At 62.3% G+C, this 14,687-nt stretch carries 14 protein-coding genes; 8 read left to right on the top strand and 6 right to left on the bottom strand.

Annotated features, from left to right (window positions below):
- The first annotated feature begins 135 nt into the window (after window positions 1-135).
- From DCO47_RS20545 to DCO47_RS20535, 3 genes are all read left to right on the top strand, one after another.
- A complete protein-coding gene (locus DCO47_RS20545; RefSeq protein WP_116658808.1) occupies window positions 136-1,209 on the top strand; it encodes a BMP family ABC transporter substrate-binding protein in 1,074 nt (357 codons plus the stop codon).
- Window positions 1,210-1,351: 142 nt separating this feature from the next.
- On the top strand, window positions 1,352-2,317 hold the full coding sequence (locus DCO47_RS20540; protein ID WP_116658807.1) for a 2-oxoglutarate and iron-dependent oxygenase domain-containing protein: 966 nt from the start codon (window positions 1,352-1,354) through the stop codon (window positions 2,315-2,317).
- Between the two features lie 80 nt (window positions 2,318-2,397).
- The gene (locus tag DCO47_RS20535; protein ID WP_024011466.1) at window positions 2,398-3,351 is read left to right on the top strand and encodes an adenosine deaminase; all 954 of its coding nucleotides are present in this window, start codon (window positions 2,398-2,400) and stop codon (window positions 3,349-3,351) included.
- A gap of 119 nt (window positions 3,352-3,470) precedes the next feature.
- Here the strand turns inward: DCO47_RS20535 and DCO47_RS20530 are convergent, their stop codons facing one another.
- The 3 genes from DCO47_RS20530 to DCO47_RS20520 form a co-directional block, all read right to left on the bottom strand.
- The gene (locus DCO47_RS20530; protein WP_116658809.1) at window positions 3,471-4,853 is read right to left on the bottom strand and encodes an MFS transporter; all 1,383 of its coding nucleotides are present in this window, start codon (window positions 4,851-4,853) and stop codon (window positions 3,471-3,473) included.
- A 127-nt stretch (window positions 4,854-4,980) separates the two neighbouring features.
- Entirely contained in the window at window positions 4,981-5,715 is a 735-nt protein-coding gene (locus DCO47_RS20525) for a helix-turn-helix transcriptional regulator (RefSeq protein ID WP_042609768.1), read from the bottom strand.
- Between the two features lie 317 nt (window positions 5,716-6,032).
- Window positions 6,033-6,962: a LysR family transcriptional regulator gene (locus DCO47_RS20520; RefSeq protein ID WP_116658806.1), complete on the bottom strand. Its 930-nt coding sequence runs from the start codon at window positions 6,960-6,962 to the stop codon at window positions 6,033-6,035.
- 137 nt (window positions 6,963-7,099) lie between these two features.
- On the opposite strand from DCO47_RS20520, the gene DCO47_RS20515 reads away from it, so the two are divergent.
- Together DCO47_RS20515 and DCO47_RS27080 are read left to right on the top strand one after the other, a co-directional pair.
- Window positions 7,100-8,113 (top strand): zinc-binding alcohol dehydrogenase family protein, encoded by a 1,014-nt coding sequence (locus tag DCO47_RS20515; RefSeq protein ID WP_116658805.1) that lies wholly within the window; start codon window positions 7,100-7,102, stop codon window positions 8,111-8,113.
- A gap of 152 nt (window positions 8,114-8,265) precedes the next feature.
- Window positions 8,266-8,439 (top strand): hypothetical protein, encoded by a 174-nt coding sequence (locus DCO47_RS27080; protein ID WP_165839218.1) that lies wholly within the window; start codon window positions 8,266-8,268, stop codon window positions 8,437-8,439.
- 12 nt (window positions 8,440-8,451) lie between these two features.
- Here the strand turns inward: DCO47_RS27080 and DCO47_RS20510 are convergent, their stop codons facing one another.
- Entirely contained in the window at window positions 8,452-9,648 is a 1,197-nt protein-coding gene (locus DCO47_RS20510; protein WP_064362926.1) for a multidrug effflux MFS transporter, read from the bottom strand.
- 87 nt (window positions 9,649-9,735) lie between these two features.
- Entirely contained in the window at window positions 9,736-9,933 is a 198-nt protein-coding gene (locus DCO47_RS20505) for a heavy-metal-associated domain-containing protein (RefSeq protein WP_042609764.1), read from the bottom strand.
- A 148-nt stretch (window positions 9,934-10,081) separates the two neighbouring features.
- On the opposite strand from DCO47_RS20505, the gene DCO47_RS20500 reads away from it, so the two are divergent.
- The 3 genes from DCO47_RS20500 to cueR all read left to right on the top strand — a co-directional run bounded on the left by DCO47_RS20500 (window position 10,082) and on the right by cueR (window position 13,464).
- The gene (locus DCO47_RS20500; protein WP_064362928.1) at window positions 10,082-10,465 is read left to right on the top strand and encodes a hypothetical protein; all 384 of its coding nucleotides are present in this window, start codon (window positions 10,082-10,084) and stop codon (window positions 10,463-10,465) included.
- 195 nt (window positions 10,466-10,660) lie between these two features.
- The gene (cueA, locus tag DCO47_RS20495) at window positions 10,661-13,054 is read left to right on the top strand and encodes a copper resistance metal-translocating P1-type ATPase CueA (protein WP_116658804.1); all 2,394 of its coding nucleotides are present in this window, start codon (window positions 10,661-10,663) and stop codon (window positions 13,052-13,054) included.
- Window positions 13,051-13,464, top strand: coding sequence for a Cu(I)-responsive transcriptional regulator (cueR, locus tag DCO47_RS20490; RefSeq protein ID WP_016771827.1), 414 nt, complete (start codon window positions 13,051-13,053; stop codon window positions 13,462-13,464). Before cueA ends, cueR begins: the two co-directional genes overlap by 4 nt.
- On the opposite strand, the gene DCO47_RS20485 is transcribed toward cueR, so the two are convergent.
- Window positions 13,418-14,626 (bottom strand): MFS transporter, encoded by a 1,209-nt coding sequence (locus DCO47_RS20485; RefSeq protein ID WP_116658803.1) that lies wholly within the window; start codon window positions 14,624-14,626, stop codon window positions 13,418-13,420. The genes cueR and DCO47_RS20485 overlap by 47 nt on opposite strands.
- Window positions 14,627-14,687: the final 61 nt, after the last annotated feature.

The raw sequence follows: 14,687 nt of genomic DNA, 5'->3' as shown, positions 1-14,687 counted from the left end.
ACAGTTGAAATGCATTCCCCTGTAGGAGTGAGCCTGCTCGCGATAGCCATCACGCGGTTCTCGAAAGTTTGTTGTCCTGTTGGTCAGCAATTTGCATTGGCCCTGAGCACACACAACAAAACGGGGTTCGGGTTCATGCCAATACGTCCGCTGCACAAACTGCTGTACGCCGCCATCGGTCTGGGAATCAGCCTGAGCGCCAGCGCTGCCGATCCGCTGAAGGTCGGTTTCGTCTACATCGGCCCGATCGGTGACCACGGCTGGACGTATCAGCACGAACAGGGGCGCAAGGCGCTGGCGGAGAAATTCGGCACGCACATCACCACCAACTACGTGGAAAACGTCGCCGAAGGCGCCGACGCCGAGCGGGTGATCCGCAACATGGCCAAGGACAAATACGATCTGATCTTCACCACGTCATTTGGCTACATGAACCCGACGGTGAAAGTCGCCAAACAATTTCCCAAGGTGACGTTCGAACACGCCACCGGCTACAAGCAGGACAAGAATCTCGGCACCTATCTCGCGCGCACTTACGAGGGCCGTTACGTCAGCGGATTCCTCGCGGCGAAGATGACCAAGACCAGGAAGATCGGCTACGTCGCCTCGTTCCCGATTCCGGAAGTGATCCGCGACATCAACGCCATCCAGCTGGCCTTGAACAAGTACAACCCTGGCACCGAAATCAAAGTGGTCTGGGTCAACTCGTGGTTCGATCCGGGCAAGGAAGCCGATGCCGCCAACGCGCTGATCGACCAGGGCGTCGACGTGGTGTTCCAGCACACCGACAGCCCGGCGCCGATTCAGGCTGCCGAGCGACGGGGCGTGTATGCCGTGGGTTACGCCTCCGACATGGCCCACTTCGGACCGAAAGCGGTGCTGACCTCAATCGTCAACGACTGGGCGCCGCACTACATTCAGGCAACGCAAGGGGTGATCGATCACACCTGGAAATCCCAGGATTACTGGGGCGGGTTGAAGGAAGGCACGGTGGAACTGCCGATCAGCGACCTGGTGCCGGCGCCGGTGAAAGCCGAGGCCGAGCAGTTGATTGCCGACATCAAGAGCGGCGCATTGCAGCCGTTCACCGGGCCGATCAAGGATCAGGCCGGCGCCGAAAAAATCCCCGCAGGCGTGAGTGCCACCAACGCGGAACTGGCGTCGATGAATTACTACGTTGAAGGCATGAAGGCCGAGATGCCGAAATAATCCCAGCCCCACCACCATCCCCTGTAGGAGTGAGCCTGCTCGCGATAGCGGTGTTTCATTCAGCAAAAGTGTTGCCTGGTACACCGCTATCGCGAGCAGGCTCACTCCTACATTTGATCTTCTGTGTCCTCAAGGATTGTGTATGGATCAGCTCCCCATCATCGACATCAGTCCGCTCTACAGCACCGATGAAAACGCCTGGCCCGTCGTGGCCGAACAGATCGACCACGCCTGTCGCGAGTGGGGCTTTTTCTATATCAAGGGCCATCCGGTTTCCCCACAGCGCATCGACGCCCTGCTCGATCACGCCCAGCGTTTCTTCGCACTGCCCGCCGCGGAAAAACTCCAGATCGATATCACCCAGACCCGCCACCATCGCGGGTACGGTGCGATTGCCACCGAGCAACTGGACCCGGACAAACCCAGCGATCTCAAAGAAACCTTCGATATGGGCCTGCACCTGCCGGCCGAGCATCCCGAGGTGCTCGCGGAAAAACCCTTGCGCGGCCCCAATCGCCATCCGACGCAACCCGGCTGGGAATCGCTGATGGAGCAGCATTACCTCGACATGCAGGCGCTGGCGCAAACCCTGTTGCGGGCGATGACCATTGCCCTGGGCATCGAGCGCGATTTCTTCGATATGCGTTTTGTCGAGCCGGTCAGCGTGTTGCGCATGATCCATTATCCGCCGCGCCACACCGCCAATTCCGCCGAGCAGCAAGGTGCCGGCGCCCACACCGATTACGGCTGCATCACTTTGCTCTGCCAGGACAGCGCCGGCGGCTTGCAGGTGAAGAACGTCAACGGTAAATGGATCGACGCGCCACCGATTGACGGCACGTTCGTGGTCAACCTCGGCGACATGATGGCGCGCTGGAGCAACGACCGTTATCGCTCGACCCCGCACCGGGTGATCAGCCCGCTGGGCGTGGATCGCTATTCGATGCCGTTCTTCGCCGAACCGCACCCGGACACGCGCATTGAATGCCTGCCCGGTTGTCAGGACGCGCAGCATCCGGCGAAATATCCGACGACCACCTGTGCTGAATTCCTGCTCTCGCGCTTCGCCGATACCTACGCCTATCGCCGCGAGCAAGAGGCTGTCTGATCGATCACCTGGTCAGGTTTTGCCAATTGTTGCGGCCAGCCTCTGTAGAATGCCGGCATTGCACCTGATGAGAAAAGACTATGTACGACTGGCTCAACGCCCTGCCCAAAGCCGAACTGCACCTGCATCTGGAAGGTTCGCTGGAGCCTGAACTGCTGTTCGCCCTGGCCGAGCGCAACAAGATCGCCCTGCCGTGGAGCGACGTGGAAACCCTGCGCAAGGCTTACGCCTTCAACAATCTGCAGGAATTTCTCGACCTGTATTACCAAGGCGCCGATGTGCTGCGCACCTCGCAGGATTTCTACGACCTGACCTGGGCCTACCTGCTGCGCTGCAAGGCGCAGAACGTGATTCATACCGAACCGTTCTTCGATCCGCAGACCCACACCGATCGGGGCATCCCGTTCGAAGTGGTGCTCAATGGCATCGCCGCTGCCCTCAAGGATGGCGAGACGCAACTGGGCATCAGCAGCGGTTTGATCCTCAGCTTCCTGCGCCATCTCAGCGAAGACGAAGCACAGAAAACCCTCGATCAGGCGCTGCCGTTCCGTGATGCGTTTGTCGCGGTCGGTCTCGACAGTTCCGAGATGGGCCACCCGCCGAGCAAATTCAAGCGCGTCTTTGATCGCGCCCGCGACGAAGGCTTCCTCACCGTTGCCCACGCCGGCGAAGAAGGCCCGCCGGAGTACATCTGGGAAGCTATCGATCTGCTGAAAATCCAGCGCATCGACCATGGCGTACGCGCCATCGAAGACGAGCGCCTGATGCAGCGGATCATTGACGAGCAGATCCCGCTGACGGTGTGCCCGCTGTCGAACACAAAGCTCTGCGTATTCGATCACATGTCGCAGCACAACATCCTCGACATGCTCGAGCGCGGCGTGAAGGTCACGGTGAACTCCGACGATCCGGCGTATTTCGGCGGGTACGTGACCGAGAATTTCCACGCGTTGCACGAACATCTGGGCATGACCCAGGATCAGGCCAAGCGCCTGGCGCAGAACAGCCTGGATGCGCGGTTGGTAAAACCATAAGTCTCAGCGCAAGACCCATGTAGGAGTGAGCCTGCTCGCGATAGCGGAGTGTCAGTTGGAAAATCCATATCTGACACTCCGCTATCGCGAGCAGGCTCACTCCTACAATTTGACTGTTTTCAGCCGGTAATTTCTGCTTCGGTGAGCTCCTCAAGGGTCTTGCCCCGCGTCTCCATCCCGAACAGCCACACCACCCCCGCCGCTATCGCAAAGCACGCCGCGCCCAGCGCGAACACTCCGCCCTGCCCGGTAATCGGGAATACCAGTCCGGTCACCAGTGGCCCGAGCAACGAACCGACGCGGCCGATCGCCGAGGCGAATCCCGAGCCGGTCGCCCGTGCCGACGTCGGGTACAGCTCCGGCGTGTAGGTATAGAGCACCGCCCACATGCCGAACAGAAAGAACTGCATCAACAGCCCGGTGCCGATCAGCAACGCCACGTTGCCGCCGAACACCGCGCTCTGCCCATACAGAAACGCCATCACCCCGCCGCCAAGCAAGGTGACGATGCACACCGGTTTGCGCCCCCAACGCTCAACCAGCCACGCCGCCATGAGGAACCCGGGAATCCCGCCCAGCGAGATCAGCACCGTGTAGTAGACCGACTGCGTCACGGCGAAACCCGACTGCTGCAACAATGCGCTGAGCCATGAAGTCAGCCCGTAGAAACCCAGCAATGCAAAGAACCACAGGCTCCAGATCATCGTCGTGCGCTGGCGATATTGCGGCGACCAGATCTGCTTGAGTGCCGAGAAGAAATTGCCCGGTGGCGTCACCGTGCGCGGCAGACGAACCGGTTCCGGCAACGCTGCACCGCCCATGGAAGCACGCACCCGCGCTTCGATGCCGTCCAGCACCTTGTCCGCGTCGGCGTCGCGGCCGGCCTGTTCCAGCCAGCGCGGTGACTCGGGAATGAAAAAGCGGATCGCCAGAACGAACACCGCCGGCACTGCCAGCACCAGAAAGATATCGCGCCAGCCAATCAGCGGCAGCAGGAAGTACGAGAGCACGCCAGCCGCGACAAACCCCAGCGGCCAGAAGCCGTCCATCAGGGCGATGTAGCGCCCGCGCCGCTGCGCCGGAATCAGCTCAGACAGCATCGATTGCGCGATGGGAAACTCCATGCCCATGCCGATTCCCAGCAGGATACGAAATAGCGTCAGCGTCTCCACCGTCTGCGCTGTTGAACACAGGTAACTGGCCACGCCCCACAGCACGATGCTCCACTGAAACACCGGTTTGCGTCCGAAGCGGTCGGCGAGCATCCCCGACAACGACGCCCCCAGCACCATGCCGAAAAAGCTCGAACTGGCCAGCAGCCCCGCCTGTGCACTGCTCAGGGCGAACTCGGCTTTGATCGAGCCGAGCAGGAAGGTCATCATCGCCAGATCCATGGAATCGAAGAAAAATGCCAAGGCGATGATGATGAAAATGACGCGGTGATAACCACTGACCGGCAGCCGTTCCAGGCGCTCAGCCGCGCTAAAGCGTTGTGTATTCATGTTGCGCTCCCCCATCCGGAAAATCCCCGGATCGAGTGTGCGTGATGGTCATTCGGAGGCCGTACTGGATACGACCTGTTCACAGCCGTAGACGACGTTGCGCTTCAGCTCATTGCAGGGCAATGCTCTAGAACGCTGTTTCCAGCTCGGTTTCCTTGGCAAAGCGATGGATCTCGCGCTGGCCGGTGGCGGTCAACTGCAAGGCGCGGGAATCGTTGGGCAAGGTCAGCCAGCCGGACTGCATGAACAACTGCAACAGCGCCGCGCCGAGTGAGCCACCCATGTGCGGACGGCGCTCGCTCCAGTCCGGGCAGGCACAGGCCACCTGCACGTTGCGGTGCGCCAGGGCCTGAATGAACACGCCGCGCTGGGCCAGTCGGGTCGAGCCCTTGTGCGTCACTACCACCCGCTGCTCAAGCTGTTCGATCCAGCCGGCATCGAGCAGGCGCTGATACAGGTCGGCTGCCAGGGTGCCGCCCAGATGATCGTCGCAGAACCGCGCGCGCAACAGCGAAGACGGCGCCGCCTGCGGCCTGACCATGGTCGAGGTGCGTTTCAGCGCAGCGGGGATTTGCCGTGGCGCGCTGGCAATGGTGGCGCTGGCCAATGCCTCGATCGCCGCCCCGACTTCCGGAGCCGCCAGGCGAAAGAAGCGTTTGCGCCCACGCATTTCGACGTTCAACAGACCACCCGCGGACAGTCGCCCCAGATGCGCACTGGCCGACGACGGCGAGAGCCCGGCCAGCAGCGCCAGCTCTTCGGCTTGCCGCGCCGAGCCATCCATCAACGCCCACATCATCGCGCTGCGCTTGGGGTCGGCCAGCAATGTCGCGATCTGGCTGATGCACGGTGCATGTTCCATATGTTCACTCCCTGTTGAATCGTATCGTCTACCGCTCGGAGACATCTTGGCCGCTAACGGATGATCGGCCAACACGCGAAAATCGCCCTGGATCGGGGGCAAGGGATGCCACCGACACCAGCTGCTCCGGCACACAACCTGGCAGCAGAAGTTGCAACCGTCACCAAAAGCCGGCAACGCGTTACGGGGTCTGCGCGCCGGGTGTCAGTGCAGGCATGAGGCGGGCGCTAGTATAAGCGGGTTACGCCAGACGTCCTGCGCCCGGGCCTGCGCAGGTGGCGATTGTTCCTGACAGAAATTTCTCTATTTGCCTGCGACTAATGATCAACTTTGTGGAAAGCGGGAAATTGACTACTCAATTCGGCGCATCGACTGGCGAGCATCTCCCTCAGCAGGTTCACCGGCTTACTCAATTGTGCGCGATGGGCGCACAACAGATTCAGCGGTGCGCGCTCACACAGCAGTTCCGGCATCAGTACCTTGAGGCGCCCGGCGAGCACATCGGTACCCACGTCGAGCCAGGACTTATAGGCAATCCCGGCACCGGCCAGCGCCCATAACCGCACCACGTCGGCATCATCGCTGAAGCGATCGCCGCTGACGGTCAGGCTGACGTCGCGCCTGCCATCGTGAAAACTCCAGTGGTCGTGAACGCGGCTGCCGAGCATGTACAACAGGCAGTTGTGCTGGGCCAGTTGCTCGAGCTGGCGCGGTTCGCCGTGTCGGGCCACATAGTCGGGCGATGCGCACAACACCCGGCGATTGTGTGGCGCGATGGGCAAGGCAATCAGGCTGGAATCTTCCGGCTCGCCATAGCGCAAGGCGATGTCCACCGGTTGCCGGAACAGATCGGCGATGCGGTCACCCAGCAGCAGGCGCACCGTCAGTTTCGGGTGTTCCCGCTGAAACGCGTCGAGCCACGGCAGCAGCAGATTGCGACCGAAGTCCGAGGGTGCTGAAAGCTGCAAAATCCCGCTGACCTGATCCTGCCCGCTGGCCAGCAGGCGGCGGCCTTCGTCGAGATTGCTCAGGGCGGCGCGGGCGTATTCGAGGAAGCCTTCACCTTCGGCGGTCAGACGCAGGCTGCGGGTCGAACGCGCCAGCAGGCGTGCGCCCAGTTGCTGCTCGATGCGCTTCAACGCCGCACTGGCCACCGCCGCCGACATGTCCATCCCCCGCGCCGCCGCCGACAGGCTGCCCAGATCCGCCGCGCGGACAAACAACTGCAAGTCATCAAAACGCAGCATGCACAGCCTCGATTATCAAAAAAATATTGAAAGAGCCTGCTCTTTTAGCCGCTTTTATCGCGCAGAGAAATAGCCAATGATGGCCTCCATCGAATTCATCCCGATTTTCTTCTTCTATCACCTGTACGGAGCCATCCATGAAAGCCATCGCCTATTACGCGTCCCTGCCGATCAGCGACACCAAGTCCCTGCAGGACATTGAACTGCCAGAGCCGGTCGCCGGCCCGCGCGACCTGTTGGTGGAGGTCAAAGCCATCTCGGTCAACCCGGTCGACACCAAAGTGCGGCAGAACGCGGCGCCGGAAAACGGCGCGGCGAAAGTGCTGGGCTGGGACGTTGCCGGTGTGGTCAAGGCGGTCGGCAGCGACGTCACCCTGTTCAAGGCCGGTGACAAGGTCTTCTACGCCGGTTCGATTGCCCGGGCCGGTGGCAACAGCGAACTGCACGTGGTCGACGAACGCATCGTCGGCCACATGCCCAAGTCCCTCGGTTTTGCCGAAGCCGCCGCGCTGCCGCTGACCGCGATCACTGCTTGGGAATTGCTCTTCGAGCGCCTGCAGATCAGCGAAGGCAACACCGATCAAGGCCAGAGCCTGCTGATCGTGGGTGCGGCGGGGGGCGTTGGCTCGATCCTTACCCAACTGGCCAGGCAGTTGACCGGCCTGAAAGTCATCGGCACCGCTTCCCGTCCACAAACCCGTGAGTGGGTCAGCGAACTCGGTGCCCATCTGGTTATCGATCACAGTCAGCCCCTGAGCGAAGAGTTGAAACGCGCCAGCATCGACAGCGTGACCCATGTCGCCAGCCTGACCCAGACCGATCAGCATCTCGCGCAACTGGTCGAAGCCCTCGCGCCGCAAGGCAAACTGGCGCTGATCGACGATCCGAAGTCGCTCGACATCAGCCTGCTCAAGCGCAAGAGCCTGTCGCTGCACTGGGAGTTCATGTACACCCGATCGCTGTTCGAAACGCCAGACATGATCGAACAGCACAAGCTGCTCAACCGCGTCGCCGGGCTGATTGACGCCGGGACTTTGAAAACCACCCTGGGCGAGCACTTCGGCGTGATCAACGCGGCCAACCTGCGGCGCGCCCATGAGCTGCTGGAAAGCGGCAAGGCCAAGGGGAAAATTGTTTTAGAAGGTTTCTAAACAATAAAAGCCCCGCAGTCGCTCGTGATGCCAGAGCGGTTGCGGGGCTTTTTGCCGTCAGTCAGTTGCCTGACCCTTGTCACAATTGCGCGGATATAGGGGTCTACAATCGAAGCCTCTGCGATACATCTTTTACGCAAGGGAGGTCAGCAATGAAGATCCTGATAAAAGAAGTGGCGAAGTCTCAGTGGCAGGTACGTCTGGACCAGCATGTCGTGACCTTTCGCAGTGAAGCCGAAGCTTTGGCTTTCACGCGCACCCTAGAAGCGCGACTCGGCGCGCCCCACCGGATCCCCGAACCCAGCCAGCAGCGCGCCGCTGGCTGAGTTTTCAAGCCTCTAAGCTTGGGCTTGCGCCAGCGCCCGGGCATTCTGCAGACGCCGGGTGAGCAGCGCGACGCTCACCACCAGCAAACCACACAGGCTGATGACCATGGCCATCGGCACGGCGCTGCCATCGTGCAACACACCCACCAATGCAGCTGCCCCGGCGGCGATGCTGAATTGCAGGCAACCGAGCATCGCCGAAGCGCTGCCAGCCCGGGCGCCCTGACCATTCATCGCGCAGGCCGAAGCGTTGGGAATGATGCAACCGAGGCTGGCGATGCAGATGAACAGCGGAATCAGCAGCGGCCACAGGGCATCAGGACGCATTGCGCTGACCGCCAGCAAGGTCAGTCCGGCGAGGAAGTACACCCACACGGCGCGCACCAGCAAAAACGCCGGGCCACGTTTGGCCAGCAGCCGCGCATTGACCTGCGCCACCAGAATGAAGCCTGCCGCGTTGGTGCCGAACAGCCAGCCGAAATGCTCGGCCGGTACGCCGTAGAGCTTGATGAACACAAATGGTGAGCCGGCGATGTAGGCGAACATCCCGGCGATGGCGATGCCACCGGTCAGGGCATGGCCGAGGTAGACCGAATCCTTGACCAGTCGCGCGTACTGGCGCAATGCGCCGGACAGCGGCTGGCGCGGCACGTGGGCCGGCATGCTTTCCGGCAGCCCCAACGCCACCGCCAGGCCCGCCGCCGCACTGAACCCGGTGAGCACCAGAAAGATCGACTGCCAACCCGTGGTGTTGACCAGCAGACCGCCGAGCATCGGCGCCAGAATCGGCGCCAGGCCCATCACCAGCATCAGTTGGGAAAAGACCTTCGCCGAGCCCACTGCGTCGCACTTGTCGGCAACCACCGCACGGGAAATCACCATGCCTGCGCAACCGCCCAATGCCTGGACGAAACGCGCGCCGATCAGCCATTCCAGACTCGGCGCGTAGGCGCAGGCCAATGACGCCAGGGTGAACAGGGCGACGCCGCTGAGCAGTGGAAGCCGCCGGCCGAAACGATCGGAAATCGGCCCGTACGCCAGTTGGCCGAGGGACAGGCCGAGGAAGTACGCCGCCAGCGTCAGCTGAACATGCTGCTCATCGGTGCCGAACGCCAGGGCCATCGCCGGAAACGCGGGTAAATAGAAGTCGATCGCCAAAGGACCGAAGGCGCTCAAGGCGCCGAGTATCAAAATCGTGCGGAAATTCATCAGGCATCCAGGTGGGCAAGTCGCAGCCCGACAGTCTAGCCGTGCCCGGACGCCTTGAACATTCCGATAGCTCGCTAACGATCAATTTCAGACGAGCTTCACCTCATAACCTTCTTCGCGAATCGCTTCGATGACCTGATCGGCATTCAGCGCGCTTTCGACGCCGACTTCTTTGGCTGCCAAGTCGACCCGCACGCTGGCCGCCGGATCCATGGCCTGCACCGCTTGGGTGATGGCTTTGACGCAATGACCGCAGGACATGCCTTGAACGTTGAACACTTGCATGGGAAGACTCCTTTGAGTGAGGTTGCCGGAAGTTTCAAGCTTGCCACGATGGCAAGGTCAAGTTCTGCGAAAAACTGCCGGGCTGGCAATCGGCGCCGCGCTCGGCCAAGCTGCGTGCATCAATGACTGAAATTCAGGAGATTCAGCCATGCGCTGGTCAGCTTTGAGCCTGTTTGGCTTGCTCAGCCTTTTCACCGCCGTCCCGCAGGTGCAAGCCGCCGGCGAGGATTACGCGGTACTGATCATTTCCCGCGAGCGCCTCGAAGTCGCGACCTCGTGCGAGATCGGCGTGTACATCCAGGACCAGCTCTCGGCGCGACTGTTTCAGGAGCAGAGCACTTCTTTCAACCTGCCGCCGGGCAAGGTTTCGCTGCGCTTGAAACTGCTGCCGGGGCAGGCACCGGGTTGCAATCCCGGCATGCTGGCGCCGGGTTCGCAGGAGGTCGTGCTGCATGCCGGGGATGTGCTGAAGTTCCGCCTGGCGATGAATGCTGAAGGCGTGTACCTGAAGCCGGCTGGCCTGGGTTACTGAGCCAATACCCGACCTGTGGGAGCGAGCCTGCTCGCGAAAGCGGTGCATCATTCAGCAATCATGTTGACTGAACCGGCGCTTTCGCGAGCAGGCTCGCTCCCACAGTTCGTTTTGCAGTGGGGTGAATAATGGTGCTTGACCTTGCCCGCATGGCAAGGTTGATCCTGTAGGCATCCACTACAGGGAGCGCGACCGATGTCCGAATCCACCACTTTCGATCTGCCGATTGCCGGCATGACCTGCGCCAGTTGCGCCGGGCGTGTCGAGCGGGCTCTGCGCAAAGTCAGCGGCGCCAGCGCCGTCAGCGTCAACCTCGCCACCGAGCAGGCTCGAGTGCAGGCGCCCGGCGACAGCCTGCCGGCGCTGATGCAAGCCGTGGAGCGCGCCGGTTACAGCGTGCCCCGGCAAACCCTTGAGCTAAGCATCGACGGCATGACCTGCGCGTCCTGCGTCGGTCGCGTCGAGCGTGCCCTGAGCAAAGTCCCCGGCGTGAACAGTGTCAGCGTCAATCTGGCCAACGAACGTGCGCATATCGAACTGCTCGGTCAGGTCGATGCGCAGCCCCTGCTCGATGCGGTGAGCAGGGCCGGTTATTCGGCCAGCGTCTGGCAAGCCGAAGGGCCGCGATCCGACGACCAGCAAAAACGCCTGCACCGCGAGCGCTGGGCACTGATCTGTGCGATCGCCCTCGCGCTGCCGCTGGTGTTGCCGATGTTGCTGCAGCCGTTCGGCATTCACTGGATGCTTCCGGCCTGGGCGCAATTCGCCCTCGCCACACCCGTGCAATTCGTCTTCGGCGCACGCTTTTATGTCGCGGCGTGGAAAGCCGTGCGCGCCGGTGCCGGCAATATGGATCTGCTCGTCGCCCTCGGTACCAGCGCCGGTTATGGGCTGAGCGTGTATGAATGGGCGACGGCCGCCGGACGCATGCCGCATCTGTACTTCGAAGCCTCGGCCGTGGTCATCGCCCTGGTGCTGCTCGGCAAATACCTCGAGAGCCGCGCCAAACGCCAGACCGCCAGCGCCATTCGCGCTCTTGAAGCACTGCGGCCGGAGCGGGCGATTCAAGTGGTCAATGGCCGTGAGCAGGACGTTGCCATCAGCGCCCTGCGCCTCGACGATCTGGTGCTGGTCAAACCCGGCGAACGCTTCCCGGTGGATGGCGAAGTCGTCGACGGCCAGAGCCACGCCGACGAAGCGCTGATCAGCGGCGAAAGCCTGCCGGTGCCGAAACAGCCGGGCGACAAGGTCACTGGCGGCGCGATCAATGGCGAGGGTCGTTTGCTGGTGCGCACCCAGGCGCTTGGCGCGGAAACCGTGCTGGCGCGGATCATTCGTCTGGTCGAAGACGCACAAGCGGCGAAAGCGCCGATCCAGAAACTGGTGGACAAGGTCAGCCGGATTTTCGTGCCGACCGTGTTGCTGATCGCCCTGGCCACGGTGATCGGCTGGTGGCTGTATGGCGCGCCGCTGGAAACCGCATTGATCAATGCCGTCGCCGTGCTGGTGATCGCCTGCCCGTGCGCCCTCGGCCTCGCCACCCCGACGGCGATCATGGCCGGCACCGGCGTCGCCGCGCGCCACGGCATTCTGATCAAGGACGCCGAAGCGCTGGAGCGCGCCCATGAAGTCAGCACTGTGGTGTTCGACAAGACCGGCACGCTGACCTCGGGGACACCGCAGATCGCCCACTTCAATGCGATCGATGGAGACGAAAACAACCTGCTGAGACTGGCCGGCGCGTTGCAGCGCGGCAGCGAGCACCCCTTGGCCAAAGCGGTGCTGGATGCCGCCGCCGAACGCGGCTTGAACGTGCCCGATGTCAGCGACAGCCAGTCGCTGACCGGACGCGGCATTGCCGGCACGCTGGATGGCCGGCGCTTGGCGCTGGGTAATCGGCGGATGCTCGATGAAAGCGCTTTGAGTGCCGGTGAATTGAGCGCATCCGCCGAGGCTTGGGAAAGTGAAGGCCGCACATTGTCGTGGTTGATCGAGCAAAGTCCTGAACCACGCGTCCTCGGTCTGTTCGCCTTCGGTGACACGCTGAAACCCGGCGCCCTGCAAGCGGTGCAACAACTCGCCGCCCGAGATATCCACAGCCATCTGCTGACCGGCGACAACCGTGGTAGCGCACGGGTGGTGGCCGAAGCGCTGGGCATCCGCAATGTTCACGCCGAAGTGCTGCCGGCGGACAAGGCCGCGACCGTCGCCGAGCTGAAGAAAACCGGTGTGGTCGCCATGGTCGGCGACGGCATCAACGACGCCCCGGCGCTCGCCGCCGCAGACATCGGCATCGCCATGGGCGGCGGCACCGACGTCGCCATGCATGCGGCCGGCATCACCCTGATGCGCGGCGATCCGCGACTGGTGCCCGCGGCACTGGAGATCAGCCGCAAGACCTACGCGAAGATTCGTCAGAACCTGTTCTGGGCCTTTGTCTACAACCTGATCGGCATTCCGCTGGCGGTGTTCGGCTTCCTCAATCCGGTGCTGGCGGGTGCAGCGATGGCGCTGTCCAGCGTCAGTGTGGTGAGCAATGCGCTACTGTTGAAAACCTGGAAACCCAAGGACCTGGAGGAACACCGATGAACATCGGCCAAGCGGCCCGGCAGAGTGGCCTGAGTGCAAAAATGATTCGCTATTACGAGTCGATCGGCCTGCTCAAGGCGGCCAATCGCACCGACAGCGGTTACCGCGTATACGGCAGCGATGACCTGCACACGCTGGCGTTCATCAAGCGCTCGCGGGATCTGGGCTTTTCCCTGGAGGAGGTCGGCAAGCTGCTGACCCTCTGGCAGGATCGCCAGCGCGCGAGCGCCGATGTGAAGGCACTGGCGCGCCAGCACATCGACGAGCTGAACCAGAAGATCCGCGAGCTCGGCGAGTTGCGCGACACCCTGCAGGATCTGGTCGAGCACTGCAGCGGTGATCACCGCCCGGATTGCCCGATCCTCAAGGAACTGGCGTCGGGCTGCTGCGCGCAACCCGCTCGCGCCTGATCCGCAACAGCGTCACCACGCACAGGGTGCCGAGGGGAATGCCGTGGAACAGCATGACCACGGCCCCCGGCGTCCACCACCCATAGAACGGTGCGGCAACCAGCATGCCGATGCCGAAACCGGTCATCTGCAGCAAGGTCAGCACACTGAAAATCGGCAGGCGCAAAGCCGCAGGTTCCCGTTGCAGCCGTGACAGCAGGCTCACTTCGGAAACGCCATCGCCCAGTCCCGCCGGCAAAGCGAACAGCAGCAGTCCCAAGAGACTGTGTTGCTGGAACATCAGAATGAAGCCGCAGGACATCAGCGCCACGCCGCAGAAAAACCTGCGTTCGAGATGGCGATTCTCCGAGCCCTTCAGACGACTGGCGATGCGCGCGCCGAGCAGTTTGCCGCTGGCCCATACCGCCAGCGCCAGGCCCAACGTCGTGCTGGCCGCGTCCGGGGTGAGCAGTTTCGCAATGATCGGGAAGCCGACGTTGTGCGCGGCGCTGCCCAAGGTGTCGGCCATGGTCAACGCGAGCATGGCCGCGACCACAGGCGCCGAACGCAGGCCCTGCCGAAGCGCAAACCATTCACCGCGTTCCGGCTGTTCGCTGATATCTGCCTTCTCGAAACGCAGGGGCACGATCAGCAGCGCCGCGAGCAAATAGGTCAGCGCATTGAGGGCGAAGACCGTTTCAAAACCGAAAGCGGCCACCAGCAACCCCGACACCAGACTGCCGCCGACCATGGCTGCTGAGGACGCCGAGGTGATCCAGGCGTTGGCCTTGAGCAGGTGCGCCGGGTCGATCAAGCGCGGCAACTGGCTGTTGAGGCCGATGGCGAACATTGAATTGCCCAGGCCAAGGCCGAAGGCGATGACTGGCAACAGCCATGCCTGCTGATTCGCCGGTGTGACCAACAGCAGCCCCAGCAGTGCAGCGCGCAACAGATCGAAAGCAATCAGCGGCGCGCGGCCCTGCCAGCGCCGGTAGAAGCGTGTGCCGATCAGACTGGCAAAAATCCCGCCACTGACGCGGCTGGCGAGGAAGATGCCGACACTCATGGCGCTGTTGCTCAGCAGATAAACGTAAGTGGCCAGCGCGACCATGTTGAGGAAGGCGCCGAAATCGGAGATCAGCCGGGCGGTTACGATCAGGTGGGTGTTGCGCGGGGTACTCACATACGGTCCTTGTAGGAGCTGCCGAAGGCTGCGATCTTTTGATCTTGTCCTTGAAGCAAAG

The organism is Pseudomonas sp. NDM (assembly GCF_003105095.1).
Lineage (GTDB): Bacteria > Pseudomonadota > Gammaproteobacteria > Pseudomonadales > Pseudomonadaceae > Aquipseudomonas > Aquipseudomonas moraviensis_A.
The sequence above is the reverse complement of the archived record's forward strand: the minus strand, read 5'-3'. Positions and strand labels throughout refer to the sequence as shown.